Here is a 26,981-nt window from a genome sequence, read left to right as displayed (position 1 = left end):
CGTGCCAGAGCAACGCGTTCAGCATCGGATTCGGGCCAGGAGAAGGAGGGCCGGGAAAAGGAACTGCGCGCATTGGGCGCGCCTCGGAGTGATCCCGCTCGGGGATCCGACACGACGCTCACCAGAGGGTGGCGGTGTCCGCCTCTCGAATCATCATGGGGAGGAGCGTGACAGGGGTGGGCGGCGACCCGCAACACCTTTTTCTCCGCCCCGGTTTGTGCACTTGAGGACGTACGGGCGTACGGGCGGCCCGGGCACCGAAGTACGCCTGAGCCGCCCGCCGGATCACCTCATCCGATCCTTCGGATCACCTCTCCTTGATCCTCAGGAAGGTGACCGAGTTCGCCGGGAAGGTGTACGTGAACTTGCTGGTCACCCCCTCGAAGGTGGACCTGACCGGGGCAACAGGCGTCTCCGTCTCGGAGTTGACCGCATCGGGCGCCGCCTTCAGCGTCGTCACGGCGGCCTTCTTCGACGTCTTCAGACCGCCGAGGTCGATCGCCGTACGGGCGTCCGCCGACTGGGCGTTGACCACCTTGACGATCACGTCGCCGGTCTTCGCGTCGCGCGTGACGACCTGGCGGAACGGCTCGGCCGGCTTGTCGTCGGTGAAGCTGCCCCACTCCTTGCCGTCGAGGTAGAGGGTCACCTGACGGCCGCGGACCTTGATGTCGATGTCGTACGCGCGGCCCGTATCGATCGATCCGGCCTTGGAGATGAGCGTCGACTTACCGCCGTCCGAGGCCTGTTCGACGGCGGACTGGGTGTTGTTCCAGCCGCCCAGGTTCCACCAGTAGTAGTTCCCGGTGTCCTTGACGCCGAAGGCGACGAGGAAGCCCTCCTTGCCGGACTTCTTGGTGGCCTTCACATGCAGGTCGTAGTCGTGCCAGGCCGGGTCGCCGGTCGACACCATGGTGTTCTCGGCGGCCTCGTCGGTCTGCACGTACTGGCCGTCCTGGATGCTCCAGCTGCCGCCGCCCGTGTGCGTCCACTTCGAGGCGTCACCGGAGAAGTCGTCGCTGAGCAGCGTCGAACCGTCCGCGCCGGTCACCTTCACATCGTCGTACGCGGCACTCGTCGCCCAGGTCGACAGACCGACCGCACCCGAGATCGGGCCGCTCACCGAGGGCGTACCGGTCGCCTTGGAGGGCACGACCCGGTCGCCGACGTTGCGCATGAACAGCTTCTGGACCTCGTAGCTGGCCGAGTTCCAGGAGGCGTGGTTGTTGAACCAGATCATGTCGGGGCGCCACTGCACGTAGTCCTCGTTGGCGAGCAACGGAGCGTACGAGGCGAGCTTCACGATGTCCGCGTTGCGCTCCAGGCCGGTCATGAACGCGGCTTCGGAGAGGGCGTTCTTGAAGGCGTTGCCCTGCGAGGCGTACTCACCGAGGAAGACCTTGGGGCCGTTCCTGTCGTACGAGTCGTAGCGGTCGTTGTTCTGCAGGAACCACTGCGGGCTGTTGTAGTAGTGCTCGTCGACCATGTCGACGTTGCCCTCGCGGTTGAGCTTCCAGGCCGTGTCGAAGGTCGAACCGCTGTCGTCCGGACCGGAGTTGGAGATGACGGTGATGTCCGGGTACTTCGCCTCGATGGCCGCGCGGAACTGCTTGAAGCGGGCGAAGAACTCGTTCGGCAGGTTCTCCTCGTTGCCGACGCCGAGGTGGGTGAGGTTGAAGGGCTTCGGGTGGCCCATCTTCGCCCGCTTCTTGCCCCACTCGCTGGTCACGGGACCGTTGGCGAACTCGATCAGGTCCAGGGTGTCCTGGATGTGGCGCTTGAGCAGCGCGTCGTCGTCGATGGCCTTGTTCTGGCCGCAGCCGGTGACGAGGGCGGGCACGACGGGCAGCGGCATGGCGCCGATGTCCTCGGAGAACTGGAAGTACTCGTAGTAGCCGAGGCCGTAACTCTGGTTGTAACCCCAGAAGTTGGCGTTGGTCGCGCGCTGCTCGACGGGCCCGATGGTGTCCTTCCACTGGTACGAGCGCTTGCGCTGCCAGCCGGACGCCTCGTCGTATCCCTCCATGCTGCCGGTGTTGACCAGGCAGCCGCCCGGGAAGCGCACGAAGGACGGGTCGAGCGCGGCAATCTTCTCGGCGAGGTCCCTGCGCAGACCGTGACCCTTGTAGGTGTCGCGCGGCAGAAGCGAGATCATGTCCAGCGCGACGGGGCCGGCGGCGGCGACGGTGAGGCGGCCCGTCGCGCTCGTACGGGTCGCGGTGAACTTTGCCGTGTACCTCGCCCAGCCGCCGCGCGCGGTGACTCGCCGAGCCTCTGCCAGCGCGCCGTCGGCGTCCGCCAGGGTCACGGTGAGGGCGGAGGCCTGTTCGGCGCCGGCCCAGACCGAGAAGTTGTAGACCTTGCCCTTCTCGACGGAAATCCCGGTGTTGTAACCGGAGTTGGTGACGGACGAACCGCCGTCCAGGGCGAGGTAGGTGCGGTTGCGTTCGTTGAGGCGGCCGTCGTCGTTCACGGCCTTCGCGGCGCCCGTGGCGGCCCAGGAAGTGAGAGGCGTGTACGAGGCGTGGTCGGCCGTCGAGTACTCGAACGACCGGTTCTGCACGAGCTCTGAATAAAGGCCGCCGTCCGCGGCCCGGTTGATGTCCTCGAAGAAGACGCCGTACATCGTGTCGTCGATCTTCGCGCCCTTGGTCTTCGGGTCGACGGTGATCGCGTAATCGGTGGTGTCCTCGGCGGCGGCGTTCCCCGAGGCGGCCGGGACGAGGAGCGAGGCGGCCATGATGCCGGTGGCCGTCAGGGCGAGTCTCCAGCGGGTGCGGGTGCGTGACATGGATACTCCGCGGCTCTGGTGTCGGTTCTTATCGGCGGTTCAGCGGTTCGGTAGGAGGTTCGAAATATCGGACGATGATCAATACTTCGAACGGCAAGATAGGGAGGGGGTTGGAGTGAGTCAATGGTTTGCGCAGGACACGTCAAGGAGCGGACCAGCGTGGACGGTTTCTGGCCGGTTGCCGACGTATTGGCGTATCTGGCGGGGAGTTGGCGGGTGGAGCGTTCCGTACGGGATCTCTCAAGCGGGGAGGAGGGGACGTTCAGCGGCACGACGGAGTTCGCACCGCTCGAAGAGGGCGGCCTGCTCCACCATGAGTCCGGCACCTTCGTCTGGCAGGGCGTCGCCCGCCCCGCCGAGCGGACACTGCGGTTCCTGCCGGGCACTACGCCGAGCCGCGCCGACGTACGGTTCGCCGACGGCCGCCCCTTCCACGACCTGGACCTGACATCCGGGCAGCACATCGCGGACCATCCATGCGCCGCGGACCTCTACCGGGGCGAGTTCACCGTGTCCGACGCGGACCACTGGCGCACCGTGTGGCGGGTGGGCGGACCGGCCAAGGACCTGGTGCTCACGACGGACTACACGCGCATTGCGGACCAGGGTCCGTCAGGAGGGCCCTGGGGCCGCGATCGCCCCGGCAGACCCTGGCCTTGGTGACGGCCACCTTCGGAGGCAGGGGAAGCAAGAATTCAGACGCGCATGGGCTGAAAGTCGAGACGCAGGTTCCAGCGCCCCGCCCGGCCCGTGAGAGTGGCCATCGACAAGGGGCGGACGTCGATGTTCCAGTACGTCGACGGGGGCGCCTTCAGGGCGTAGACGAGCGCGGCGCGTACGACCGCGGGTTCGGCCACCGCGACGATGCGAGCGCCGTCGTCGGCGGGACGGGTGTCGAGCCAGCCGCCCACCCGCTGGATGAACGCCACCAGCGACTCACCGCCGTGCGGCGCGGAGTACGGGTCGGCGAGCCACACGTCCACGGCCTGTGGCTCGCGGGCCATCGCCTCGCCGAGCGTGAGCCCGCGCCAGCGGCCCATGTCGCAGTCCCGCAGGGCGAGTTGGGCCAGCGGCGCGAGATTGAGCGCGTCACCGGTGGCCCGGCTGCGCGGCGTCGGCGAGCAGTACCGCAATTCGGCCGCCGACAGGTGCACCAGGGTGTGGGCCACGCGCTGTACCTCGTTCCAGCCCGGCAGGTCGAGCGGCCGGTCGTCGCCGAAGCGCTCGGCGAGCAGCGGGGAGCTGCGGGCGGCGGCGACGAGCGTGACACGAACGTGCATGCGGCGATCGTGAGGTGCGGAACTGCGCAGGTCAAGGGGGTAGCTGAGGGTACCGGGAGGCTCACGCCCACCACAGGACGACCGGCTCGGTCACCGCGGGGCGGCCGACTCGGTCATGGCAGGGCGGACGGACCAGTCACCGCAAGGCGGCCGACCGGTCACACCGTGACGGGCGCCGTTCACCGGCCCTGGAACACCTCGTCGCAGGCGATGCGCAATCTGCGTACGCCCTCCGTGATCTCGGCCGTGCCCGCCACGGCCGCGAAGCTCAGCCGCAGGTGCGCGGCGGCGGGTTCGGCGCTGAAGTAGGGGCGGCCGGGGGTGACGGCGACGCCCGCGCGCAGGGCGGCGTCGACCAGGGCCGACTCGTCCGTGCCGTCGGGCAGCCGCAGCCACAGGTGGTAGCCGCCGGCGGGGATGTGCGGGAGGGCGAACTCGGGCAGGTGCAGCCGCAGCGCGGCCGTCATCGTGTCGCGGCGCTTCTTCAGCTCCGCCGCGACAGCCCTCAGATGACGGGGCCAGGCGGGCGAGCCGACGAGCTCCAGGGCCGCCTCCTGGAGCGGGCGCGGTACGAAGAAGGTGTCGACGACCTGGATGGCCCGCAACCGTTCCAGTACGGGCCCGCGGGCGGCTAGCGCACTCACCCGGAAGCTCGGCGACGTCGCCTTGGTCAAGGAGCACACATGCACGACGACTCCCTCGGGATCGTCCGAGGCCAGCGGACGCGGCAACGGCCCCGCGTCCTCGTGGACGAGACGCCGTACGAAATCGTCCTCCACGACGAAAGCACCGGCCTCGCGCACGATCCGCAGCACCTCACCGCGCCGCTCGGGCGCGAGCATGGCGCCGGTCGGGTTCTGGAACAGCGGCTGGCAGACGAAGACACGGGCTCCGGTCGCCCGGAACGCGTCGGCGAGCAGGTGGGGACGCACACCGTCGGCATCGACCGGTACGGGTACGGGGCGAAGTCCAGCCGCCCGGGCGATCGCCAGCATGCCGGGATACGTGGGCGATTCGACGAGCACCGGCGCGCCAGGCGGAGCGAGGGCGCGCAGAGCGGTGGTCAGCGCGGACTGGCCGCCCGCCGCGATCAGCACCTCGGCGGCGGTGATCGCGCCGCCGATGCCCCGCGCGAACCACTCACGCAGCTCCGGCAAGCCGTCCACCGGCGGGCGCCCCCAGGCACCTGGCCGGCGGCCGGCCCGGGCCAGTGCCGCGGCCATCGCCCGCTCCGGCTGCAACGAAGGGTGCAGATAGCCGCCGTTGAACTCGATGACTCCGGGCGGCGGGGCGGCCAGCGTGACCAGCACCCCGGAGGCGTCGACGGTACGCGGCACGAGTTCGGCGGCGGCGTCCGCGGTGAGCGCGAGCTCCTGCCAGGAGGTGTCCCCCGCGGCAGGCCCGTCACCCCGCGGCCGAGCCCGGAACGCACCGGCCCCGGGCCGGGTCACCACCAGCCCCTCGGCGGCCAGCTGCGCCAAGGCCCGGGACACGGTCACCGGGCTCACCCGGAACCGCTCGACGAGTACACGGCTGGACGGCAGCTTTCCACCAGGTGAGTAGCGGTCCAACTCATTCCGCAGCCGATCCGCCAGCGCCGCCACACTGCTACGCTCTTGCATGAGAGCACAGAGTAGCGCTACTGCACCTGCTTCAGTAGCGGTCCCCGCCGCCCGGGCGCGACCAGCCGCCGAAAGTTCACAGGTGTCACCCCGCGGCGTGCTCCAGGCCGCCCTCGGGGTCACCGCCTTCTCCCTCACCTTCCCCGCCACCGCCTGGGGTCTGGAAGGCTTCGGCCCCTGGTCGCTCGTGGCCGTACGCAGCGTCCTCGCCGCGCTCATTGCCGGTGCCTGTCTGCTCGCCCTGCGCGTACCGTTGCCGGCCCGCCGTCACTGGCCGGGGCTGTCCGTCGTGGCCGCCGGAGTCGTACTCGGCTTCCCCATGCTCACCACCCTCGCCCTGGAGACCTCGACCACCGCCCACGCCGCCGTCGTGGTCGGTCTGCTCCCCGTGACCACCGCGCTGTGCTCGGCGCTGCGCGTCGGCTCCCGACCCTCCCGTGCCTTCTGGGCCGCGGCGCTCGCGGGTGCCGCGGTGGTGATCGCGTTCACCGTGACGCAGAGCGGCGGCGCCCTGAGCAGTGCTGACGCGTACCTCTTCGGGGCGCTGCTGGTCTGCGCGGCCGGTTATACGGAGGGCGGCCGACTGGCCCGTGTGATGCCCGGGTGGCACGTCATCGGCTGGGCTCTGGTGTTGTGCCTGCCGCTCACGATTCCGGCGGCCACGGTGGCGCTGTCGTACGAGCCCGTACAGCTGACGGCACACAGCGTGACCGGGCTGCTCTGGGTCGCGGTCGGCTCGCAGTTCCTGGGCCTGGTGGTGTGGTACCGGGGCATGGCGGCGATCGGCATCCCGAAGGCCAGCCAGTTGCAGCTCGCCCAGCCCCTGCTCACACTGGTGTGGTCGGTGCTGCTCCTCGGCGAGCAGCTCACACCTGCCGCACCCCTGGCCGCCGCGGCCGTACTGGTCTGCATCGCGGTCGCCCAGCGAGCACGCGCCTGACCGGCACACACCGCGCCGGTGGCAACCGGCTCCACCCGCCCTAGACTGAGACCCACGGACCGCTACTCCCGTGCGAGACGAGGAGGCCCTCCAGATGCGTGCAAGCAAAGGCGATCACCTGCTGGTGCACGGCAGGATCGTCGGACAGCACGACCGGGTCGGGGAAGTCGTCGAAGTACTGGGGCCGGACGGCAACCCGCCGTTCCGCGTCCGCTTCGAGGACGGCCACGAGACCGTGATGTCCCCCGGTCCTGACACCACAGTCCAGCATCACGTCAGGGAGACCAAGACCCAGTAGGTCCCGGACCAATCAGGTCCGGCCCCAGCGGGTCGGATCAACGCGGCGGCTTCGCCGACTGCTGATAGTGGTCGGCGACCACGCGTGCCATCGCGCCGATCGGGTCGGCACCGACTTCCCTGGCCGCGAAGAAGACATGCCCGCTCGCTTGCGGGTGATCGCGGGCGAAGGTCAGGTGCCGGGACAGCTCGGCCGGGTCCTGCCAGGCGTCGGGCTGCGCGGGGTCGCCGGCCTTGTACAGCGCCTCCCCCACATACAGCCGCGTACTGCTGCCCTCGGCGACCTCCGCCCACCAGGGCAGCAGCTTCGCGTAGTCGGCGGCGGCGAAGCCGATGTTCCAGTAGATCTGCGGGCAGATGTAGTCGATCCAGCCCTCGCGCACCCATTTCCTGGTGTCCGCGTACAGGTCGTCGTACGTCTGCACACCCGCCTGGGTGTCCGAGCCCAACGAGTCCGTCGAGGCGTTGCGCCACACCCCGAACGGGCTGATCCCGAACTGCGTGCCCGGCCGGATCTTCTTGACGCGGGCCGCCGTCTCACGCACCAGCTTGTCTGTGTTGTCCCGCCGCCAGGACGCCCGGTCCTCGAAGTCACCGCCGTACCGGGTGTACGTCGCGTCGTCGTCGAAGACCTCCCCCGCGACCGGGTACGGGTAGAAGTAGTCGTCCCAGTGCACGGCATCGATGGCGTACTTCTTCAGCGCGTCGAGCATCGCGTCCTGGACGAAGGCGCGGACCTCGGGCAGCCCCGGGTTGTAGTAGAGCTTCCCGCCGTACGGCACGACCCAGTCGGGGTGCTCGCGGGCGGGGTGCGAGGCGACCAGCTTGGTGGAGTCGGCGTGGTTGGCGATCCGGTACGGGTTGAACCAGGCGTGCAGTTCCAGGCCGCGCGCGTGCGCCTCCTCCACGGCGGTACCGAGCGGGTCCCAGCCGGGGTCCTCGCCCTGGACGCCGGTGAGGTACTGCGACCAGGGCTCGTACGGCGAGGGCCACAGGGCGTCGGCGGTGGGTCGCACCTGGAAGATCACCGCGTTCAGGCGGCAGCGTGCGGCCGTGTCGAGGTGCGCGAGCAGTTCGGAGCGCTGCTGGGCGGCGGTCAGCCCGGCCCGGGACGGCCAGTCCCGGTTGGTGACGGTCGACAGCCACATGCCGCGCAGCTCATCGGAGCCGGCGCGGCGCCGGGCCTCGGCCTTCTCGTCCTCGTCCGTGTCGCCGCCGGTCGTCGCGCCCCAGGCCACCGCGCCGCCCGCTGCGGTGAGCCCGGCCAGCATCGCTCCCGCGAACGCCCTGCGTGTCACTCGCCCCATGGGTTCCCCCCCATACGCACCGGATCGGCCAGCTCACGTATCGCTTCCGGGCAGACAGCATGCCCCACCCGCACGATCGATCATCGGGACCCCGAGAGTAACGTTCACGAATGGAGCAGGCGCCCCGGCCCCTGCGACCCCCATGAAACAGCGAAAGGGACGACGTGACGGACACCTTCGGAGACATCTCACGTGTCGGAGTGGTGGGCTGCGGCCAGATGGGAGCGGGCATCGCCGAGGTGTGCGCCCGTGCCGGGCTCGATGTGATGGTCGCCGAGACCACCGGCGAGGCCCTCGAGATCGGCCGGACCCGGCTCTACAACTCGCTCTCCAAGGCCGCCGAGCGCGGCAAGATCTCCGAGGAGGAGCTGGCCGCCACGCAGGCGCGGCTCACCTTCACCACCGATCTGGGCGAGTTCGCCGACCGCGACCTGGTGATCGAGGCCGTCGTCGAGAACGAGATGGTGAAGACCGAGATCTTCCAGGTACTCGACCAGGTGGTGACCCGCCAGGACGCGATCCTCGCCTCCAACACCTCCTCCATCCCGCTGGTGAAGCTCGCCGTCGCCACCTCGCGTCCCGACCAGGTCATCGGCATCCACTTCTTCAACCCGGCCCCCGTGCAGAAGCTGGTCGAGCTGATCCCGGCGCTCACCACCTCCGAGGGCACGATCAGCCGGGCGCAGGCGCTGGTCGAGAAGATCTTGGGGAAGCACTCGATCCGGGCCCAGGACCGCTCGGGTTTCGTGGTCAACGCCCTGCTGATCCCGTATCTGCTGTCCGCCATAAGGATGTTCGAGTCGGGCATCGCGAGCCGCGAGGACATCGACAACGGCATGGAGATGGGCTGCGCCCACCCGATGGGCCCGCTGAAGCTGACCGATTTGATCGGCCTGGACACGGTCGCGTCGGTCGCGTACTCGATGTACGAGGAGTACAAGGAGCCGCTGTATGCCTCTCCCCCGCTGCTCCAGCGCATGGTCGACGCGGGCCGGCTGGGCCGGAAGTCGGGCTCCGGCTTCTACACCTACGCCTAGCGGCGTCCTCGTACCGACTACGGTCCGTACGTCTCAGGCCGACGGGCCCGGCTCTCTTGCGAGCGCCGGGCCCGCGCCATTCACACACCGTGTGCGCACCGGGCCCGCATATGCCCCTCGCACACGCTCCCCAGGTACCCACCAGGGCGGGTTGACTTTCCGTGCGCATGTAAGGGATGTGACGACTACGGAAAGGAGCGGACTAGTGACCGCCGACCCGGAGCATCCCGTGGTCCATGGAGAACTCGCAGAGTTACGCCGTCGCCTCGATGTGGCGCATGCCCGCGTCGAGGGAGGGCAGGCTCTGCTCAGTCATCGCGCCGAACAGACCGCCAAGGATCTCGACGACCTCAGCGCACGCGTCGTCGCACTGGAACACACCCGCTGGCCACTGCGCGCAGTCGCGGTCGTCACGGCCGTGGGCGCACTCGCCGTGGCGGTCTGGCAGGCTCTGGGCCGCTAGGCCCCAGGACGCGGTGGGGGGGATCAGGGCAAAGCGTCCTGCCCGAGCCTGAGATGGTGCAGGAGGAGCAGCGCGGCTGCCATATTGGCGGCCGGGACCTCTCCGCGGGCGACCATGTCGGGGACGAGCTTGAGTGGAACCCATTCCCGACGGTCCGACTCGAAGTCGTCCACGGGGTGTCCGATGTACGCGCCTTCGTCGGCCCAGTAGATGTGGTGCCGGGCGTCGGTGAGCCCATTGGAGGGCTCGACGCTCATCAGATGGCGCAGGGGTCCCGGCCGCCACCCGGTCTCTTCCTCCAATTCGCGGGCCGCCGCGACGGCGATGTCCTCGCCGTCCTCGACGACGCCCGCCGCGAGCTCCCACCCCCAGCTGTCGGTGATGAAGCGGTGCCGCCACAGCAGCAGCACCTCGTTGGCCTCGTTCACCACCGTGGCCACGGCGACGGGCCGCAGCCGTATCAAGAAGTGATCGAGGTGCCGACCGTCCGGCAGCTCCACATCCGCGAGATTGACGCTGAACCAGCGGTTTGCGTACACAGTTCGTTCGTCCTGTTTCGTCCACTGCACGGTTCTGCCACCTTTCGCCGAGTAGATGGCAATATCGCAGCAGGAGCGTCTTCACAGCAGACTCATGGTGGTCCGCCGGCGGTCCGCTCGCGGCGGTAGGCGCAGTGCCCGGGGCTCTCCCTACAGCGGTACGCGCAGTGCCCCGTCGATGAGTTCGGCGGCCTCGGACGTTCCCGCGCAGTCACTGGCGACCAGGTGCTCGCGTACCGCCCGCAGTCTGTCGCGCAGCCGCTGGGACTCCATTCCCCGCGCCTGCTCGGCCATTTCGACCGCGGTGACCACCGCCTTGTCCGCATTGCCCTGGCGCAGCTCGATCTGACTGAGCATGGCGAGCCGGTGCACCCGCCCCCGGTCGTGCGCCGGAGTGTCCACGGCAGCCGCGGCGTGCTCCTGAGCGGCGGTCAGATCACCGAGGCTGAGCAGCGCCTCCGCCACCTGTACGTTGACCAGGCCCGGCTGGACATAGCCGGTCTCGTCCGGCTCGTAACCGCGCCGGATGCGTTCGGCGGCCGACTCCGCACGCCGGATGCAGGACAGGGCGCTGCTTCCGTCACCGAGGTGCGCGTACGCCTTGGCCTGCATCGCGTAGAGGTCGGAGGCGAGCGCCGGTGTGATGTGCCGCCCCGCGGCGCGCAGTGCGGCCTCGGCGAAGGCGACGGCCTGCCGGTACTCCCGCATGAACAACGACTGGTTGACCAGCAGGGCGATGACATACGCGCCAAGTCCCCGGTCGCCGCTGGCCTTTGCGAGCCGGAGCGCCTGGTGGAAGTACCGCTGGGCGAGGCCGTGCGCATCGGAGTCGTACGCGCAGATGCCCGCGATCGCCACCAACCCCCCTGTCGCGCGGTGGAGTTGGCGGCCGGTGGCGTCGGTGTAGCTGCCTCTGAGGAGCGGGGCGGTCTCGGAGTTGAGGAACCCGACGATACGGCTGCGGGTCGCGACGCCGCCGGCCTTGCGGTACATCTGCTCGTAGTGGGCGCGGGCGGCGCGCAGCATCTCGATGTCGGCCATGCTCACGCGCTGCCGGCCGCCGCGCGAGACGTCCGTGTCCTCGGGAGGGTTCTCCCATTCCCATACGGGCATCACGGCGGGCGTTCCGGTGACGGCGGGGGCGCCGAGGATGTGCGGGCGCTGCTGTTCGTCGGAACGCCACAGGGCGGTGGCCCGCTCGACGAATCCAGAGAGGGTCGTGCCGTGCGGAGAGGCCGACTCGCCGGGTACGCCGAGGCCTATGTCGTCGAGTGTGACGGGGCGCTGCAAGCGCGTGGCGAGCACCTCGCAGATCAGGTCGGGCACCTGGCCGCGCGGGCGCTGGCCCTTCAACCACCGGGCCACGGCGGTGTGTTCGTAACGCAATGCCAGGCCACGGCTGCGCCCCGCCTGGTTCACATGCGCGGCGAGTCCCGCGTGGGATATCCCGGCCTCGTCGAGAATCGCGTCGAGCAGAGTGTTGGGCTGCATGGATGCCCTCCGGGTGGCTCGGTGCGGACAGAGTAGTGCGAACGCCTTCACACGGGGTGTGAACGGAGTGCTCGAATCCGCGCTGTACGCGCGCTGTTGCGGAGAGTTTTCGGCCGGTTGACTGAAATGCCTCGTAAAGAGGCCCGCCGGGCCGCCGGCTCCCCCTCGTACAGTGCGGTGGCCCGTCTTCGCGCCGTCCGCCCAGCTGCCTGCCCGACACTCCGTGGCTTGGGCGGACGGTGTCGTTCCACGGGTTCGCTCCGCTGGGTCGGCCAGGTCGACTGAGCAGCGGGGGCTACAAGTTGTTTGTCGGCTGCGGGTACATCGCGGCTTGGCGCGCCCCGGCGGCGGAGCCGCCTGTGTCACAGCCCCCCGTCCCTAAGGGAGCGAGTAATGCGGGGCGGTCGTTGCGTATGACCAGTATCGCGATGTCGTCCGATGCGCTTCCGGCTGTGTGGCGTTGGAGGTTGGCGAAGACGTCATGTAGTACGTTCCTCGGCTCCACAGGCCTTGTCTCAGCGGCCTCGGCCAGCGCGACCGGCAGTGGGAAGAAGCGGCCCGTGCCGTCCCGTGCGTCCTCTGCGCCGTCCGTGTAGAGGAACAGGGCCTCGCCAGGGAGGAGTCGGCCGCAGTCCGTGGACGGGAGTTCGGCGGGGAGCGGGAACAGGCCCAGAGGGGGCAGGGGTTCGGCTTGCGCGAACGGTTCCGCTCGGCCTGGGCTGAGCAGATACGGCCAGGGGTGGCCGCAGTTGAGGGCGCGCACCTCGCCACTGTCGCGGATTTCCAGCAGCAGTACGGTGACGAAGTCCTCGGCTACCGGGCTCTGTGGATCCGTGCCGGAGGCCGCCGGGTGTTCGTGGCGGGAGCGTTCCCGAAGGTGCCGGTCCAGAGCGCGCTCCAGACGGCGCAGTACATCAGCGAACTCGGCCTCGTCGTGGGCCGCGTCGCGGAAGCTGCCCAGCAGTGCCGCGACCGTTCCGACCGCGGCCAGGCCATGGCCCCGTACGTCTCCCATGACCGCCCGCACCCCGTGTTCCGTGGCCATCACCTCGTACAGATCGCCGCCCACGGCCGCGCCCCGGCTCGCGGACAACTGGCCGGCGGCCAGGGCGAGTCCGTCAAGGCGCGGCGGCAGCGGGCGGAGCACCACAGCCTGGGCGGCGTCGGCGACAGCGCGGGCGCTTTCGAGTTCGCGCTGCAGCCGGGCGCGGCGCCCGGCCGTGAGATGGCTGGCGATGACGACGGCGAGGATGGCGGCGAACGTGCCGCACCGGGTGCCGATGCTCTCGTCCCGGCCCGCCGAGCCGATCGGGACGAGCGCGAAGACCGCGCACAGGCCGCCCAGCAGGACGCACGAGCGGCGGCCCGTGCCTGCGCAGGCGATGGCGGGGGCGGCGGCCAGCAGCTGGATGAGCTGGGCCTCGGTCGGGAAGAGGATCTCCCACAGGACGACGGTGAGGACCCAGAGGCCTGGCAGGACGAGCACGAGCGCCCGCCACGCGCGGGAGGCACCCGCGCGCGTGCCGCCGCCCCGGGCGATGGTTCGGATCATGCCGACGGACCCCCAGGGTGCGATACGGCGGTCGCGAAGCCTTCCCTGGTCATGGGCGGCTGATCGACCGGATCGATTCTGTCGGCGTGCATACCCGAATGACCCGTTGGCACCGAATTCTCACCCGAATGGGTGAGGGGCACCTCCGTGGCTCCGGAGGTGCCCCTCATCGCAGGTCAGCAGGCTTGTGCCGGGGTCACGCCCCGCGCAGCACCGCCCCCGTGCGCTCGCCCGCCAGCGAGATCGCCGCGTCGCGGGCGGCCGACGCCTCCTCGACGGTGAGCGTGCGGTCGTCGGCGCGGAAGCGCAGCGCGTACGCCAGGGACTTCCGCTCCTCGCCGAGCTGCTCGCTCTCGTAGACGTCGAACAGCCGGATGGACTCGAGGAGTTCACCGGCGCCCTCGCGCAGCGCGGCCTCCACGTCGGCCGTCGGGACGTCCCGCGAGACGACGAGCGCGACGTCCTGCGTGGCGACCGGGAAGGCGGAGATGCGCGGCGCCTGAAGGACGCCGGTGCCCGCCTGCTCCAGGAGGTCGAGCTCGACCTCCATGGCGCAGCTGCGCTCCGGAAGGTGCAGCGCCTTGATGACCCGCGGGTGCAGCTCACCGGCGTGACCGACGAGCGTCTCCTCGCCGTTCACCGTGACGTACAGCGCGGCACATCGGCCCGGGTGCCAGGGAGCGTGCTGGTCACCGCGCACGGTCAGCTCGACACCGGCTTCGCGGGCGACGGTACGAGCCGCCTCGACGGCGTCCGCCCAGTCCGCCGGACGGCCCTTGCCCCACCAGCCCGCCTGCTCGCGGGCGCCCGCGAGGACGACGGCGACGCGGCGAGGCTGGCGCGGCAGCGCGGAGTCGATCCCGGCGATCTCCTCGTCGGTGGGACGACGCTCTACGGGCAGGCGCCCGGCCGTGTGCTCCTGACCGGTCGGCCGGAAGACCAGGCCGGTCTCGAAGAGCGCCAGGTCGTGCGAGCCGCGGCCGTCGTTGCGCCGAAGCGCGCCGAGCAGCCCCGGCAGCAGGGTGGTGCGCATCGCCGGCTCTTCGTCGGAGAGCGGGTTGACCAGCGTGACCAAGGTGCGCCGCGGGTCGTCGGCTTCCAAGCCGAGCTGGTCGAGCACCTCGGTCCCGATGAACGGGTAGTTCAGCGCCTCGACGTATCCCGCACCGGCCAGCGCGCGGCCGACCCGGCGGTGCAGCCGCTGCCGGTCGGTCAGGCCCAGGCCCGCGGGGGGCTTGGGCAGGGTCGAGGGCAGGTTTTCGTAGCCCTCGAGCCGGATGACCTCTTCGGCCAGGTCGTTCGGGTCGGTCAGGTCGGGCCGCCAGGAGGGCACGGTGACGGTCAGCCGGTCCTTCCCGCCCGTCGCCCGACCACCACCCCCCAACGACGCGTTCCACGCGGCAGAATCTCCAACGACGTCGCAGCCGACCTGCTGGAGACGACGTACGACGGTCTCGCGGCCGTATGCGACACCCGCGACCTTGTCCGGGTGGTCGGCCGGGATGGTGATGGTGCGCGGCGCCGAGGGCGCGATGACCTCGGTGACGCCGGCCTCGGCGGTGCCACCCGCGAGGAGCATGAGCAGGTCGACGGTCCGCTGGGCCGCCGCGGACGCGGCCAGCGGGTCGATGCCGCGCTCGAAGCGCTTGGACGCCTCGGAGGCCAGCTTGTGACGGCGGGCCGTGCGCGCGATGGAAACCGGGTCGAAGTGAGCGGCCTCGATGACGACTTCGGTGGTGACACCGGCCTCGTCGTCGTGATCCGCGATCTCCGTGTTGGCACCGCCCATGACGCCCGCGAGGCCGATCGGCCCGCGGTCATCGGTGATCAGCAGATCCTCGGCGTCCAGCGTGCGCACGACGCCGTCGAGGGTGGTGAGCTTCTCGCCCGGCTCGGCCCGGCGCACACCGATCGGGCCCTGGACGCGGGTGCGGTCGTACGCGTGCAGGGGCTGGCCCAGCTCCAGCATCACGTAGTTGGTGATGTCGACGGCGAGGGAGACCGGGCGCATCCCGGCCTTCTGCAGACGGCGCCGCAGCCAGATCGGGGAGCGCGCCTCCGGGTCGAGGCCGGTGACCGTACGCGCGGTGAAGCGGTCGCAGCCGAGCGGGTCGGACACCTCGACCGGGTAGCCGAATTCGTTCGGCGCCGGTACGTCGAGCAGGGCCGGGTCGCGCAGCGGCACCCCGTACGCGATGGCGGCCTCGCGGGCGACACCGCGCAGCGAGAGGCAGTAGCCGCGGTCGGGGGTGACCGCGATGTCCAGGACCTCGTCGACGAGTTCGAGCAGCTCGATCGCGTCGGCGCCGACCTCGTGCTGCGGCGGCAGCACGATGATGCCCTTGCTGCCGTCGTCGCCCATGCCCAGCTCGTCGCTGGAGCAGATCATGCCGTGCGATGTCCTGCCGTACGTCTTGCGCGCGGAGATCTCGAAGCCGCCGGGCAGCACGGCGCCCGGGAGGACCACGACGACCTTGTCGCCGACGGCGAAGTTGCGGGCACCGCAGACGATCTCCTGGGGCTCACCCGTACCGTTGGCCTGGCCGACGTCGACGGTGCAGAAGCGGATCGGCTTCTTGAACTCCGTCAGCTCCTCGATGGTCAGCACCTTGCCGACGACGAGCGGCCCCTTGAGGCCGTCGCCGAGCTGCTCGACGGTCTCGACCTCGAGACCGGCCGAAATGAGCTTGGCCTGGACGTCGCGCCCGGTCTGAGTTGCCGGCAGGTCGACGTACTCCCGCAGCCAAGAAAGCGGGACCCGCATCAGATCTCCATCCCGAACGGCCGGGTGAACCGGACGTCACCCTCGACCATGTCTCGCATGTCTTCGACGTTGTGGCGGAACATCAGCATCCGCTCGATCCCGAACCCGAAGGCGAATCCGCTGTACTTCTCCGGGTCCACGCCGCAGGCGGTCAGCACCCGCGGGTTGACCATTCCGCAGCCGCCGAGCTCGATCCAGCCCTCGCTGGAGCAGGTGCGGCAGGGGCGGTCGGGGTTGCCGACGGACTCGCCCTTGCAGACGTAGCAGAGCATGTCCATCTCGGCGGACGGCTCGGTGAACGGGAAGTAGTTCGGGCGCAGCCGCGTCTTCATGTCGGCGCCGAAGAGCGACTGGACCATGTGGTCGAGGGTGCCCTTGAGGTCGGCCATGGTCAGGCCCTCGTCGACGGCCAGCAGCTCGATCTGGTGGAAGACAGGGGTGTGCGTGGCGTCCAGCTCGTCCGTGCGGAACACCCGGCCGGGGCAGACGACGTAGACCGGCGGCTCGCGGTCCAGCATGGCGCGGGCCTGCACGGGCGAGGTGTGGGTCCGGAGTACGACTCCGGACTCGCCGTCGCTGTCAGCACCCTTGGGGCCCTGGACGAAGAAGGTGTCCTGCATCTGCCGGGCCGGGTGGTCCGGGCCGAAGTTCAAGGCGTCGAAGTTGAACCACTCGGCCTCGACCTCGGGGCCCTCCGCGATCTCGTATCCCATGGACACGAAGACGTCCGCGACCCGCTCCATCATCGTGGTCAGCGGGTGCCGGGCTCCGGCCGGGACGCGGTCGTACGGCAGCGTGACGTCCACGGCCTCCTCGACCAGCACTCGTGCGTCGCGCTCCGCCTCCAGCTCGGCCTGGCGAGCGGCGAGCCCCTTGTTCACCGCGCCACGGGCCTGGCCGACACGCTTGCCGGCGTCGGCCTTGGCGTGCGGGGGCAGGGCGCCGATCTCGCGGTTGGCGAGCGCCAGCGGCGAGGCGGGGCCGGTGTGGGCGACCTTGGCCTCGTGGAGCGCGTCGAGCGAGTCCGCGGCGGCGAAGGCGGCGAGCGCCTCGTCCCGCATGCGCTCGATCTGTTCCGGTTTCAGTGCCTCGACCTCTACAGGGTCGTACGACTTGTTCGGTGCCGACATCTCTTCCCGTGCTTCCGGTTGGCTGGCTGAAGGTCCCCGCTACGACTCGGAGGCGAATCGTCCACGGATCAGGACGCAAGGTGCCAAAGGCCGAGTCTAACGGGGCTGAGGTGTGCGAATGCGCCCGTGGGGCCTCGTCGGCGTTACTGCAGATACGCCGGGGTGCCCACGGGCAACGTAAATCGGAACTGCGCGCCGCCGCCGGGGGCGCGGCCGACCGTGATGGTGCCGCCGTGGGCTTCGACGATGCCCTTGACGATGTACAGCCCGAGGCCGGTGCCGCCGCGCTTGCTGCCCCGCCAGAAGCGGGTGAAGACGCGGTTCATGGACTCCTCCGGGATGCCGGGGCCCTCGTCGCTCACCGTGACCGACGTACCGGCGCATTCCCGTTCGCGGGGCGACGGCGCGGGCTCTACGTCGATGGTGACGGTTCCCTCGCCGTGCCGCACGGCATTTTCCAGCAGGTTGCTGAGCACCTGGTCGACCTTGTCGGGGTCGGCCCACAGGTCGGGCAGCGGCTGGCCGATGCGGAGCAGGAAGCGGTCGGCGGACTGGCCGGAGGCGACGTACGCCTGGATGTGCCGGCCGACGGCGACGCCCAGGTCGACGGGCTGGCGGCGCAGTTCGAGGCGCCCGGAGTCGATGCGGGAGATGTCGAGCAGCTCGGCGATCAGACGCGTGACGCGGTTCGCGTCGGCGTCGACGGTCTCCAGCATGAGCTTCTTCTGGTCGTCGGTGAACCGTTCCCACTTGGCGAGCAGCGTCGCCGTGAAGCCCTTCACGGAGGTGAGCGGCGAGCGGAGTTCATGGGCGACCGTGGCGATCAGCTCGGCGTGACTGCGCTCGGTGCGGCGGCGGGCCTCGGTATCGCGCAGCGAGACGACGACGCGGCGGACGGGGCCGGTGGGTGCGGTGCGTACGTAGCGCGCGGAGACCAGGACCTCGCGGCCTCCGGGAAGGAGCAGGTTGCGCTCGGGCTGCCCGACACGGATCGCGAGACCGCCGTACGGGTCGGTCAGCTGCCACCAGCGGCGGCCTTCCAGGTCTTCTAACGGGAGCGCCCACTCCAGCTGCCGGCCGAGCGCGTCGGCGGCGGGAACGGCGGTGATCCGGGCCGCGGCGGCGTTGAAGCAGATCACGCGGCCGTACTCGTCGGCGATCACCAGTCCGTCGGGCAGGTCGTCGGGGTCGATGCCGAGGTCGGTGAGATCACCGCGCAGGGCCGCGGCTGCGCTGTGCACGTCCCGTGCTCCCAGTGCCCTTTTCGCACCGCTCGTTCCGACACTCATCCCCGCACCTCTCGGACCTGGCGAGTGGGCCCCCGAGTCCGTCACCCTACTAGCTGTCAGTGACGGAACGGACCCCCTCAGGCCCGTGCACCGCGGGTGCGCTGCGCACGGGCGGACGCGTAGAGACATACGGCAGCAGCGGTCGCGAGGTTCAGGCTCTCGGCCTTTCCGTGAATGGGTACGCGCACCACGGCGTCCGCCAGCGCACGCGTCTCCTCCGGCAGTCCCCACGCCTCGTTCCCGAACACCCAGGCGGTGGGCCCGCCCATGGTGCCCCGGTCGAGTTCGTCGTCCAGGTCGTGCTCACCGGCCCCATCGGCGGCCAGTACGCGTACGCCGGCGCCCTTGAGCCCCGCGACGGCGTCCGCCACGGACACCCCCACGGCGACCGGCAGATGGAACAGCGAACCGACCGACGCCCGCACCGCCTTGGGGTTGTAGACGTCCACGGACGCGTCGGTGAGGACGACTGCGTCCGCTCCCGCGGCGTCCGCGCACCGCAGCACGGTTCCTGCGTTCCCGGGGTCCCGCACATGCGCCAGTACGGCGACCAGCCTGGGCCCGGCCTCGACGATCTCCTCGAACGGCGTGTCCAGGAACCGGCAGATCCCGACAAGACCCTGCGGGGTGACGGTCGTCGAGATGCCGGCGATCACGTCCTCGGCGGCGAGGTGCACGCGCGCGCCCGCCGCCCGGGCCTCGCCCACGATGTCGGCGTACCGCTCCGCGGCGTCGAGCGTCACGAACAGCTCGACGAGCGTGGGCCCGTCCTCGCCCCGATGCCCGGCCGCCTCCCGCACGGCCTGCGGCCCCTCGGCAAGGAACAGCCGTTCCTTGACCCGGAAGTTCCGCTTGGCCAGCCGCCGAGCGGCGGTGACGCGGGACGAGCGCGGGGAGATCAACTCGGGGGCGGGTGGCATGGGTTCACCTTCGGTGGGACGGCGGAGGGGGGTACGTGCGGTTTCTCGCCCCCGCCGCCCCTACCCGTCCCATCGCAGGGGCTTCGCCCCTTGACCCCACCAGGCGCTCCGCCCCTGGACCCCGCTGAGGGCTGCGCCCCCAGACCCCCATCGGCCTGAACGGCCTCGTCCTCAAACGCCGGACGGGCTGATGGATGCGGGCCTGCGCTGACAAAGTTCGGCCACGAAAAATCAGCCCCTCCGGCGATTGAGGAGCGGGGGCCCGGGGGCTGGGCCCCGAAACGGGGTCCGGGGCGGAGCCCCGAGCGGAGTCCAGGCGCAGCGCCCCTGATGGGGTCCTGGGGCGGAGCCCCGAAGCAGGGTCCAAGGGCGGAGCCCCTGGTGGGGGCCCGGGGCCTGGCCCCGGGATGGGTCGAGTAGGGGCGGCGGGGGCGAAAAAACCCGCCCACCCCGGACGCACCCGGACCCGCAGGCAGCGCACAGCCTGCGGGTCCGGGTCACGTCAGGGACGCGGCTGAAGCCGGCGCCGGCGTCACGCCGCCTTCGGCGCGTTCACGTCCGACGGCAGCGCCTTCTGCGCTACCTCGACGAGCGCGGCGAACGCGTTGGCGTCGTTGACGGCGAGCTCCGCGAGGATCTTGCGGTCGACCTCGACGTTCGCGGCCTTCAGGCCCTGGATGAAGCGGTTGTAGGTGATGCCGTTGGCGCGGGCAGCAGCATTGATGCGCTGGATCCACAGCTGCCGGAAGTCACCCTTGCGCTTCTTGCGGTCGTTGTAGTTGTAGACCAGCGAGTGGGTGACCTGCTCCTTGGCCTTGCGGTACAGGCGCGAACGCTGACCGCGGTAGCCGGAGGCCTGCTCGAGGATCGCCCGGCGCTTCTTGTGGGCGTTGACTGCCCGCTTGACGCGTGCCACTTGATTAACTCCTTGTAGCGGGGCCGTGGTTGGACTCACACGACCCGAAATCGATTGGGTCCCGGTCAGAGATCAGGTACGCGATGCGTTCCCGACGTCACTTGCCGAGAAGCTTCTTGATCTTCTTGGCGTCGCCCGGGGCCATCTCGGCGTTACCGGTGAGGCGACGCGTCAGACGGGACGACTTGTGCTCGAGCAGGTGGCGCTTGCCGGCGCGCTCACGGAGCACCTTGCCGGAGCCGGTGACCTTGAAGCGCTTGCGGGCACCGCTGTGCGACTTGTTCTTCGGCATAGCGCCGTTCTCTCCTCGTCAGTGGCGTTCCGATGCCCGGTCGTGAAACCGGGCACGGCGGAACGTCAGATGTATTGGCTGGCATCCCCGGACTCTCGTCCAGGAACCTGGACCCCAGGACCTGCGCCCTGGAATCAGGCGTCGGCGGAAGCCTCGGCCGGAGCTTCCTCGGCGACGTTCTGCGACTTGCCAGGATTGGCCTTCGCTTCCGCCTTCCGGGCTTCCTGCGCCTGGCGGGCCTCGGCCATCGCCTCGGTCTTCTTCTTGTGCGGACCGAGAACCATGATCATGTTCCGGCCGTCCTGCTTCGGGTTCGACTCCACGAAACCGAGGTCCTGGACGTCCTCCGCGAGACGCTGCAGCAGTCGGTAGCCAAGCTCCGGCCGGGACTGCTCGCGACCACGGAACATGATCGTGATCTTGACCTTGTCGCCCTGCTTGAGGAACCGGACGACGTGACCCTTCTTGGTGTCATAGTCGTGCGGGTCGATCTTCGGCCGGAGCTTCATTTCCTTGATGACCGTGTGCGCCTGGTTCTTGCGCGCCTCACGGGCCTTCATGGCCGACTCGTACTTGAACTTCCCGTAGTCCATGAGCTTGCAGACCGGCGGACGTGCGTTCGCAGCCACCTCGACCAGGTCGAGGTCGTACTCCTGCGCAAGCTCCAGGGCCTTGGCAAGCGGAACAATCCCGACCTGCTCGCCGCTGGGACCGACAAGTCGCACCTCGGGAACGCGAATCCGGTCGTTGATGCGGGGCTCGGCGCTGATGGATCCTCCTCGGTTAGCACCACACGGCTGTCTGGCAGACAGCTCGCGTACGTCTCTTCAACTGGGACCAACCACCGGGAGCCACGAAAAATGCCCCGGACGGGACGCAGGCGGGGCTCCAATGACTACCGGAGCACCGCCGCGGTGGCCCGCGGGGCGCATATCCTGCGGCTCCATCGTCCGTACGGAACGATGGTGGCCGCCTGACCGGGTGACCCGCCGTCCCGAAGGACAGCCAGGTGGGAGATCGGAGCCTCCACTTGCGGGTCGAACACGCTGACATGTGTCTGGGCGCATCCGACCGGTCGTTACACAAGGTTAGCAGCTCCTGGAGGCGTGCGCTAACCAGGTGTCCGGTGCCTCCTGCTGTCAAGTGGGCGCGCACCTGGCCCTATCGTGTGGGGCATGAGTGACACCCCTCCTGAGACCCCCGACTTCGACGCCATGACCCGCGACATCGCCGAGGTCCCGGCGGTCGAGGTGATCGTGACGGTCGCCGTCAACCTGATGAGCGCCGCCGCCGTGAAGCTCGGTCTGACCGAGGAGGGCGAGAAGCACAAGGACCTGGACGAGGCGCGCAAGCTGGTGCACGCGCTGGCCGGGCTGCTGGACGCGAGCGCGACCGAGATCAGCTCCTTCCACGCGGCACCGCTGCGCGACGGCCTGAAGTCGCTCCAGCTGGCGTTCCGCGAGGCGTCGTCCGTCCCGGACGAGCCGGGCCAGGGGCCGGGCGAGAAGTACACGGGTCCGGTCTTCGGCTGAGGCCGCCTCCGGAGACGTACCGAAGACGGTACGAGAGACGTACGAGACTTCAGGTCCGTACGTAAAGGGGCTCGCCCGGTGGTGTCGCCTCGGTCGGCAGGAGTGCCAGGTCGAGGCCGCGTACCAGGCGGGCCCTCAGTGTGTCGTCGGCGGCCAGGCGGCGGGCGACGGAGCGGGCGGTCTCGGCAGGGGTGGCGGAGGGGTCCAGTACGAGGGCGAGGGTGCCGTCGGCCTGGCCCGGGCCGAGGTGGGCGCGGAGTACGGCGGGCTCGGCGGCGACGGCGGCGCGTACGGCGTCGGTCACGGCGGGGTCGGCGAGCGGGTCCGTGCTGGTGCGGCCCTCGGCGAGGGCGAGCAGGGCGGGGCCGGCGAGTTCGTACGGCACGGGTCCTGCGAGGTCGAGCACGATCGTGTCGGCCTTCTCATGGGCGGCGGCCTGCAGGGCCTGGTGCAGGGGTACGGCGACGGGGCGGGCCGCCGGGTCCCAGCGGGCGAGAGACTCGGTGGACGTGAAGGCGGGCAGGGCGGTCCGGGTGCCGGCCTTGAGCGTGGGGACGGCCATGTCGCTGGTCTTCTCGTGGCGCAGTCCGCCCTCCCGTCTCCCACCACCGCCCTTCTTGGGAGCTTCGCGCCCCTCCTGATTGTCCTCCTCCGTCTCCCCGAGGACGGCCACGACGGGTACGAGGAGCCGAGCGCCCTTGAGCGCCTCAAGGACCGGTGCGTGTGCGGACCGGTCCTCGGCCCAGGCCGCGAGCGCGGCGCTCAGCCGGGGGTCGGCGGAGCCGTCGTCGTCGGAGAAGCCGGAGTCGGGAATGTTCTTGTTCGCCACAGTCACCGACTCTATGCGGGTCTCGCTCGCATGCTTCCCGCGGCCCCGGAAACATGGCGTTCACGTGATTGAGGGTTTTCTCAGCGAACGCTTACACGCTTCTGACGTGCGGCTAACCGTAGGCACAGCGCGGGGCCCCAGCATCGCGGGATGGACCCGCAGAAAGCTCGTCGGCCCGGCGCCCGCCCGTCCTGGTGCGGGCCTCTCCTCCACACCGCGGTGGCCTCCGTCGTGCTCGTCGGCGTCACGGCTTCCGGGACCACGCACGTGAAGGCGCAGGCGCGCGGCGGCACCGGTCTCGTATCGTCCTCGGCGGCGCCCAGCGCGGGCGCGCAGGCAGCGGACGTATCTCAGAGCCCGGAGGCGACAGTGGAATCCGTGGCGGCGACCGCGAGCCCGACTCCTACGGTTCCCGCGGTGGACCGGGACGCGCTGCTCGCCAAGGCGATGGAGTCCGTGGTCGTGGAGAACGGCGCACGGGTGTCGGTGGCGGTGCTGGATCCGGAGTCCGGGCACAGCGCGGTGTACGGGGACGGGTCGTTCGACACCGCGAGCATCGTCAAGGTCGACATCCTGGCGGCGCTGTTGCTCCAGGCACAGGATGAAGGGCGGGAGTTGACGGCGTCGGAGAAGTCGTACGCCACCGTGATGATCAAGAACAGCGACAATGTGTCGGCGAGCGAGCTGTGGAACGCGATCGGACGGGCGGAGGGTCTGGCGGCGGCGAACGAGCGGTTCGGGCTCAGCGGTACCGAGGGCGGGAACGGGGCGCTGTGGGGGCTGACGCAGACGACTGCGGCCGATCAACTCACCCTGCTTGGGCAGGTTTTCGGGGACGAGTCGGAGTTGAGCGAGGCGTCGCGGGCGTATCTGCGGGGGCTCATGGGGGACATCGCGGTGGGCCAGGACTGGGGAGTGTCGGCCGTCGGATCCGAACAAGCCGAAGACGCGACTGACGGGACCGCCGGGTCCCAATTCGCCCTGAAAAACGGGTGGTTGCCGCGCAGTCGGACCGGGCTGTGGGTCATCAACAGCATCGGGCGGGTGACGGTGGACGGGCACGCGCATCTCGTCGCGGCGCTGTCGCAGGGCAACTCCACGAAGGCGAAGGGGATTTCGCTGGTGGAGGCTGCGGCGAGGGCAGCGGTGTCGTCGCTGCGGGATGCGGACGTCTAGTAGTCGGGGTCGCCGGCGGGCGTTTGGCGTGGTTCGCGGCGACCTCGCCAGAGCACGACCGCTCCGATCAGGAGTACGCCGCCGAGGCCGCCCGCGATGGGCCCCGCCCAGCCGTTCGAGGAGTCGTCGTCCGCGGTGTCCGGGCCCGAGCCGAAGTACTTCTCGCCGTACGCGGCCGAACGCAGCCCTTCCGGCTTGAGCTTGCCGCCCTGCTTGATGGCGGCCGCGGGGTCGACGAAGCCGAAGCCGCGGGAGTCGTCCCGGCCGCCGCTCGGGGCGTTGCGGGCCGTGTCCTCCAGGAGCTCCTTGATCTGGGCCGGGGCCAGGTTCGGGTGGGCGGCGCGGACGAGGGCGACGGCGCCGGAGACGAAGGCCGAGGCGGCGCTGGTGCCCCAGCCCTCGTAGTACTTGCGGTCCGGGTCGGCGATGACGACGTCGACGCCGGGTGCGCTGACGGTGGCGTACCAGCGGCGGGTGGAGAACGAGGCGCGGGTGCCGTAGCGGTCGACGGCGGTCACGGCGATGACGCCCGGGTAGGCCGCGGGGTACGAGATGTGGTCGCCCTTCTCGCCACCGTTGCCGGCCGAGGCGACGACGACGGCGCCCTTCTTCAGGGCGTACTGCACGGCGGCGTCCTCGGTGGCCTCGGGGTGGGCTGACTTGGAGTCGTCGCCCAGGGAGAGGTTGATGACGTCGGCGCCGTGGTCGGCGGCCCATCGGATGCCTTCGGCGAGGGCGTTGCCGCGGGTGTTGCGGGCCTTGCCGCGGGCCGAGTCGCCGTCTTCGAGGATGACGCGGACCGGGAGGATCTTGGCCTCGGGGGCGATGCCCATGACTCCGTCGGCGTTGCCGGGGCCGTGTCCGTGGCCGGCGATGATGCCCGCCATCGCGGTGCCGTGGCGTGCCCAGGCGCGGTCGCCCCGGTCGGCGCCGAAGCCGACCATGTCCTTGCCGGTGAGGACGTTGCCGGCGAGGTCCGGGTGCTGGGCGTCGACGCCCGTGTCGAGGACGGCGACGGTGATGCCCTCGCCCTTGGTCGTCTGCCAGGCCTCCTTGGCGCGCATCGCTTCCAGGGGCCACTGCTGGACGCGTATCCCGTCGGCGTGGGCGATGGTGGGCGGGACGAGGGCGAGCGAGGCGGCCAGGAGAGTGGCGAGGACTCCGGTCCTGCGGGCACCTCCCGTGCGTATGGCCTTGCGGGTCATGACGGCTGCTCCGTGGCCGAGTTGACGGTTTTGCGGAGACCGCGCTCGATGCGGTCGGCGAGGCCTTGTGCGTCGTGGCCGAGGCCCGCCTGGGCGGACGGTGTGGTGGCGTCGGTCTTCATGGCGTCCTCGGAGGACTGCGGCTCGGTGACGGCGCGGCCGTCGGCGAAGCCGGAGACGGCGTAGACGACCACGGGGGCGTCGGTCAGCACCGACACCGTCCAGGACGCGCGCTGGTCGTCACCGAAACCGGCTGCGACGGTGCCCTTCGCGGCGTACGTGCGTGGCATCAGGTCACGCCGCCCATCGAGCCCCTCGTCCTCGAACTGGCTGCTCAGCGCACCCATGGCCGCGGAGTCCGCCTTGGTGAACAGGAGCCCGACGGTGGTGACATGACTACGGGTCGCGTCCGTGTACGTCGCGCGAAGGAGGCGCAGGCAGCCGGCCGGGGCGAGGGCCTTGCGCAGGAGCGGGTCGAAGGCGTCCGCGCAGCCGCTGTCCGGGGCGACGGCGATACGGGTCCAGGTACGGTCGGCTCCGCCGGGCCCCGCCCCCTCCCCCTCCACGGTCGGCGGAAAGAGCTCGTCCACGGGGACGCTGTGCCAGAGATCCCCGGCCGCCGTGAACGAGTCCCGCGACCCTGCGTCCCCTCCGCTGTCCCCGGTCAGCCAACTCCCGGTCACCGCACCCCCGATGAGCCCGAGCCCCAGCACAACGCAGGCCGCCGCAGCCGCGACCCGGGGCCGGATCCGGGGCCCCACGGGCCGCAGCCGCGCGGTGTCGTCGTCGTACGTGTCCGGGGGCGCGAGCGAGATGAAGGGGCGCCCGGCGGGAACGCCGGCCGGAGCCGGGTCCGGGTTCGCCGGGGGCTCGACGGGCGGGTCGGCGGGAATGGGCCGGAGCCGTCGCGTGGTCTCGCTGAAGGTTTCCTCCGGCGCGTGCGCACGCGGAGGCGGGACGACCGGCGGCGCCGGGGCACTCGGCCTCGGCGGCGCAAAGGGCCGCTGGGGAAAGCTGACGGCTGCCCGCTGGGGGGCGACGGTCGGCTTCGGCTCGGTTACGGGGGGCGGCGGCATGGGTGAGCCGACGGCGTCCCGAGCAGTCGAGCGCGGCTCAGCCGCGGGGCGCGGCGGTACGACTGAACCATCGGCGTTCTTCGTGGTCGTGCATGCCCCGCCCACCGAGCCGTCAGCGCTCCGCGACGCCGGAGGCCACTCGGCCGCCGCACCCGACGGGACGCCCGAGCGCTCGCCGCCCCCCACAGTCGTCCCCGGCTCAACCGCCCGACGCGGCGTCACGATTGAGCCCTCGGCGTAGCTCGTGCTGGAGCGCGGCTCGGCCACCGAGCCGTCGACGTTCCGCGCGGCCGGACCCCGCTCAGCCGCTCCCCGCGGCTCCGTGGCCGGACGCGGCGGAACGACCGAACCCTCGGCGCCCCTCGAAGCCGAGCGCCGCTCGGCCTCCGGGCCATCGGCGCTCCGCGCGGCCGGACCCCGCTCAGCCGCTCCCCGCGGCTCCGTGGCCGGACGCGGCGGTACAACTGAACCGTCGGCGTTACGCGAAGCCGGGCGCCCCTCGGACGCCGGGCCGTCAGCGCTCCGCGGAGTCG

General features: G+C 70.6%; 24 protein-coding genes. 7 read left to right on the top strand and 17 right to left on the bottom strand.

The annotated features are described in order from the left end of the window. Positions 1–307 precede the first annotated feature (307 nt). Positions 308–2,791 (bottom strand): alpha-L-arabinofuranosidase C-terminal domain-containing protein, encoded by a 2,484-nt coding sequence (locus tag ACGFNK_RS31215; RefSeq protein ID WP_393421228.1) that lies wholly within the window; start codon positions 2,789–2,791, stop codon positions 308–310. A 159-nt stretch (positions 2,792–2,950) separates the two neighbouring features. On the opposite strand from ACGFNK_RS31215, the gene ACGFNK_RS31210 reads away from it, so the two are divergent. Continuing rightward, positions 2,951–3,454: a DUF6314 family protein gene (locus ACGFNK_RS31210; RefSeq protein ID WP_393421226.1), complete on the top strand. Its 504-nt coding sequence runs from the start codon at positions 2,951–2,953 to the stop codon at positions 3,452–3,454. A 32-nt stretch (positions 3,455–3,486) separates the two neighbouring features. Here ACGFNK_RS31210 and ACGFNK_RS31205 read toward each other — a convergent pair whose 3' ends face one another. After that, entirely contained in the window at positions 3,487–4,071 is a 585-nt protein-coding gene (locus ACGFNK_RS31205; protein ID WP_393421224.1) for a histidine phosphatase family protein, read from the bottom strand. Between the two features lie 179 nt (positions 4,072–4,250). Next, complete coding sequence (locus ACGFNK_RS31200) at positions 4,251–5,693, bottom strand: PLP-dependent aminotransferase family protein (RefSeq protein WP_393421222.1); 1,443 nt, start codon at positions 5,691–5,693, stop codon at positions 4,251–4,253. On the opposite strand from ACGFNK_RS31200, the gene ACGFNK_RS31195 reads away from it, so the two are divergent. Together ACGFNK_RS31195 and ACGFNK_RS31190 are read left to right on the top strand one after the other, a co-directional pair. Beyond that, entirely contained in the window at positions 5,692–6,633 is a 942-nt protein-coding gene (locus ACGFNK_RS31195) for a DMT family transporter (protein ID WP_393421220.1), read from the top strand. The genes ACGFNK_RS31200 and ACGFNK_RS31195 overlap by 2 nt on opposite strands. Before the next feature lie 94 nt (positions 6,634–6,727). Then, entirely contained in the window at positions 6,728–6,931 is a 204-nt protein-coding gene (locus ACGFNK_RS31190; protein WP_386344548.1) for a DUF1918 domain-containing protein, read from the top strand. A gap of 37 nt (positions 6,932–6,968) precedes the next feature. Here the strand turns inward: ACGFNK_RS31190 and ACGFNK_RS31185 are convergent, their stop codons facing one another. Continuing rightward, a complete protein-coding gene (locus ACGFNK_RS31185; RefSeq protein ID WP_393421218.1) occupies positions 6,969–8,237 on the bottom strand; it encodes a glycoside hydrolase family 10 protein in 1,269 nt (422 codons plus the stop codon). 164 nt (positions 8,238–8,401) lie between these two features. On the opposite strand from ACGFNK_RS31185, the gene ACGFNK_RS31180 reads away from it, so the two are divergent. Together ACGFNK_RS31180 and ACGFNK_RS31175 are read left to right on the top strand one after the other, a co-directional pair. After that, complete coding sequence (locus ACGFNK_RS31180; protein WP_393421216.1) at positions 8,402–9,274, top strand: 3-hydroxybutyryl-CoA dehydrogenase; 873 nt, start codon at positions 8,402–8,404, stop codon at positions 9,272–9,274. A 205-nt stretch (positions 9,275–9,479) separates the two neighbouring features. Further along, positions 9,480–9,737: a hypothetical protein gene (locus ACGFNK_RS31175; RefSeq protein WP_393421214.1), complete on the top strand. Its 258-nt coding sequence runs from the start codon at positions 9,480–9,482 to the stop codon at positions 9,735–9,737. Positions 9,738–9,760: 23 nt separating this feature from the next. Here the strand turns inward: ACGFNK_RS31175 and ACGFNK_RS31170 are convergent, their stop codons facing one another. From ACGFNK_RS31170 to infC, 10 genes are all read right to left on the bottom strand, one after another. Next, a complete protein-coding gene (locus ACGFNK_RS31170; RefSeq protein WP_386344544.1) occupies positions 9,761–10,306 on the bottom strand; it encodes an NUDIX hydrolase in 546 nt (181 codons plus the stop codon). A 120-nt stretch (positions 10,307–10,426) separates the two neighbouring features. Next, positions 10,427–11,767 carry a transcriptional regulator gene (locus ACGFNK_RS31165; protein WP_393421212.1) on the bottom strand — a complete coding sequence of 447 codons (1,341 nt, stop codon included), beginning with the start codon at positions 11,765–11,767 and terminating at the stop codon, positions 10,427–10,429. A 295-nt stretch (positions 11,768–12,062) separates the two neighbouring features. Continuing rightward, complete coding sequence (locus ACGFNK_RS31160; RefSeq protein WP_393421210.1) at positions 12,063–13,319, bottom strand: PP2C family protein-serine/threonine phosphatase; 1,257 nt, start codon at positions 13,317–13,319, stop codon at positions 12,063–12,065. Between the two features lie 196 nt (positions 13,320–13,515). Then, positions 13,516–16,083: a phenylalanine--tRNA ligase subunit beta gene (gene pheT, locus ACGFNK_RS31155; protein WP_393421208.1), complete on the bottom strand. Its 2,568-nt coding sequence runs from the start codon at positions 16,081–16,083 to the stop codon at positions 13,516–13,518. Beyond that, the gene (gene pheS, locus ACGFNK_RS31150; protein WP_344393554.1) at positions 16,083–17,213 is read right to left on the bottom strand and encodes a phenylalanine--tRNA ligase subunit alpha; all 1,131 of its coding nucleotides are present in this window, start codon (positions 17,211–17,213) and stop codon (positions 16,083–16,085) included. Before pheS ends, pheT begins: the two co-directional genes overlap by 1 nt. Positions 17,214–17,356: 143 nt before the next feature. Next, complete coding sequence (locus tag ACGFNK_RS31145; RefSeq protein ID WP_393421206.1) at positions 17,357–18,502, bottom strand: ATP-binding protein; 1,146 nt, start codon at positions 18,500–18,502, stop codon at positions 17,357–17,359. A 77-nt stretch (positions 18,503–18,579) separates the two neighbouring features. Beyond that, positions 18,580–19,422 (bottom strand): TrmH family RNA methyltransferase, encoded by an 843-nt coding sequence (locus ACGFNK_RS31140; RefSeq protein WP_393421204.1) that lies wholly within the window; start codon positions 19,420–19,422, stop codon positions 18,580–18,582. A gap of 532 nt (positions 19,423–19,954) precedes the next feature. After that, the gene (gene rplT / locus ACGFNK_RS31135) at positions 19,955–20,338 is read right to left on the bottom strand and encodes a 50S ribosomal protein L20 (RefSeq protein ID WP_006141703.1); all 384 of its coding nucleotides are present in this window, start codon (positions 20,336–20,338) and stop codon (positions 19,955–19,957) included. Positions 20,339–20,435: 97 nt separating this feature from the next. Beyond that, positions 20,436–20,630 carry a 50S ribosomal protein L35 gene (rpmI, locus tag ACGFNK_RS31130; protein ID WP_165257477.1) on the bottom strand — a complete coding sequence of 65 codons (195 nt, stop codon included), beginning with the start codon at positions 20,628–20,630 and terminating at the stop codon, positions 20,436–20,438. Positions 20,631–20,764: 134 nt separating this feature from the next. Beyond that, the gene (infC, locus tag ACGFNK_RS31125; protein ID WP_344393655.1) at positions 20,765–21,400 is read right to left on the bottom strand and encodes a translation initiation factor IF-3; all 636 of its coding nucleotides are present in this window, start codon (positions 21,398–21,400) and stop codon (positions 20,765–20,767) included. 405 nt (positions 21,401–21,805) lie between these two features. Here infC and ACGFNK_RS31120 point away from each other — a divergent pair, with 405 nt between their 5' ends. Then, positions 21,806–22,162: a DUF1844 domain-containing protein gene (locus tag ACGFNK_RS31120; protein ID WP_165345819.1), complete on the top strand. Its 357-nt coding sequence runs from the start codon at positions 21,806–21,808 to the stop codon at positions 22,160–22,162. A 49-nt stretch (positions 22,163–22,211) separates the two neighbouring features. Here the strand turns inward: ACGFNK_RS31120 and ACGFNK_RS31115 are convergent, their stop codons facing one another. Next, positions 22,212–22,991 carry an SseB family protein gene (locus ACGFNK_RS31115; RefSeq protein ID WP_393421201.1) on the bottom strand — a complete coding sequence of 260 codons (780 nt, stop codon included), beginning with the start codon at positions 22,989–22,991 and terminating at the stop codon, positions 22,212–22,214. 150 nt (positions 22,992–23,141) lie between these two features. Between ACGFNK_RS31115 and ACGFNK_RS31110 the strand changes: the two genes are divergently transcribed. Next, entirely contained in the window at positions 23,142–24,167 is a 1,026-nt protein-coding gene (locus ACGFNK_RS31110) for a serine hydrolase (RefSeq protein ID WP_393421199.1), read from the top strand. On the opposite strand, the gene mycP is transcribed toward ACGFNK_RS31110, so the two are convergent. Together mycP and ACGFNK_RS31100 are read right to left on the bottom strand one after the other, a co-directional pair. Further along, positions 24,164–25,372 (bottom strand): type VII secretion-associated serine protease mycosin, encoded by a 1,209-nt coding sequence (mycP, locus tag ACGFNK_RS31105; RefSeq protein ID WP_393421197.1) that lies wholly within the window; start codon positions 25,370–25,372, stop codon positions 24,164–24,166. The genes ACGFNK_RS31110 and mycP overlap by 4 nt on opposite strands. After that, complete coding sequence (locus tag ACGFNK_RS31100) at positions 25,369–26,448, bottom strand: hypothetical protein (RefSeq protein ID WP_393421195.1); 1,080 nt, start codon at positions 26,446–26,448, stop codon at positions 25,369–25,371. The genes mycP and ACGFNK_RS31100 overlap by 4 nt, the downstream gene beginning before the upstream one ends. Between the last annotated feature and the right edge of the window lie 533 nt (positions 26,449–26,981).

It is taken from the genome of Streptomyces sp. NPDC048825 (genome assembly GCF_043198355.1).
Classification (GTDB): domain Bacteria; phylum Actinomycetota; class Actinomycetes; order Streptomycetales; family Streptomycetaceae; genus Streptomyces; species Streptomyces xiangluensis.
This window is presented reverse-complemented; position numbering and strand designations above follow the sequence as displayed.

Excerpts from the sequence above, each read along its gene's own strand:
- ACGFNK_RS31215 (WP_393421228.1), bottom strand. The coding sequence starts at position 2,791 with ATGTCACGCACCCGCACCCGCTGGAGACTCGCCCTGACGGCCACCGGC.
- ACGFNK_RS31205 (WP_393421224.1), bottom strand. The coding sequence starts at position 4,071 with ATGCACGTTCGTGTCACGCTCGTCGCCGCCGCCCGCAGCTCCCCGCTG.
- ACGFNK_RS31195 (WP_393421220.1), top strand. The coding sequence starts at position 5,692 with ATGAGAGCACAGAGTAGCGCTACTGCACCTGCTTCAGTAGCGGTCCCC.
- ACGFNK_RS31200 (WP_393421222.1), bottom strand. The coding sequence starts at position 5,693 with ATGCAAGAGCGTAGCAGTGTGGCGGCGCTGGCGGATCGGCTGCGGAAT.
- ACGFNK_RS31190 (WP_386344548.1), top strand. The coding sequence starts at position 6,728 with ATGCGTGCAAGCAAAGGCGATCACCTGCTGGTGCACGGCAGGATCGTC.
- ACGFNK_RS31185 (WP_393421218.1), bottom strand. The coding sequence starts at position 8,237 with ATGGGGCGAGTGACACGCAGGGCGTTCGCGGGAGCGATGCTGGCCGGG.
- ACGFNK_RS31165 (WP_393421212.1), bottom strand. The coding sequence starts at position 11,767 with ATGCAGCCCAACACTCTGCTCGACGCGATTCTCGACGAGGCCGGGATA.
- ACGFNK_RS31160 (WP_393421210.1), bottom strand. The coding sequence starts at position 13,319 with ATGATCCGAACCATCGCCCGGGGCGGCGGCACGCGCGCGGGTGCCTCC.
- pheT (WP_393421208.1), bottom strand. The coding sequence starts at position 16,083 with ATGCGGGTCCCGCTTTCTTGGCTGCGGGAGTACGTCGACCTGCCGGCA.
- pheS (WP_344393554.1), bottom strand. The coding sequence starts at position 17,213 with ATGTCGGCACCGAACAAGTCGTACGACCCTGTAGAGGTCGAGGCACTG.
- ACGFNK_RS31145 (WP_393421206.1), bottom strand. The coding sequence starts at position 18,502 with ATGAGTGTCGGAACGAGCGGTGCGAAAAGGGCACTGGGAGCACGGGAC.
- ACGFNK_RS31140 (WP_393421204.1), bottom strand. The coding sequence starts at position 19,422 with ATGCCACCCGCCCCCGAGTTGATCTCCCCGCGCTCGTCCCGCGTCACC.
- rpmI (WP_165257477.1), bottom strand. The coding sequence starts at position 20,630 with ATGCCGAAGAACAAGTCGCACAGCGGTGCCCGCAAGCGCTTCAAGGTC.
- ACGFNK_RS31120 (WP_165345819.1), top strand. The coding sequence starts at position 21,806 with ATGAGTGACACCCCTCCTGAGACCCCCGACTTCGACGCCATGACCCGC.
- ACGFNK_RS31110 (WP_393421199.1), top strand. The coding sequence starts at position 23,142 with ATGGACCCGCAGAAAGCTCGTCGGCCCGGCGCCCGCCCGTCCTGGTGC.
- mycP (WP_393421197.1), bottom strand. The coding sequence starts at position 25,372 with ATGACCCGCAAGGCCATACGCACGGGAGGTGCCCGCAGGACCGGAGTC.
- ACGFNK_RS31100 (WP_393421195.1), bottom strand. The coding sequence starts at position 26,448 with ATGCCGCCGCCCCCCGTAACCGAGCCGAAGCCGACCGTCGCCCCCCAG.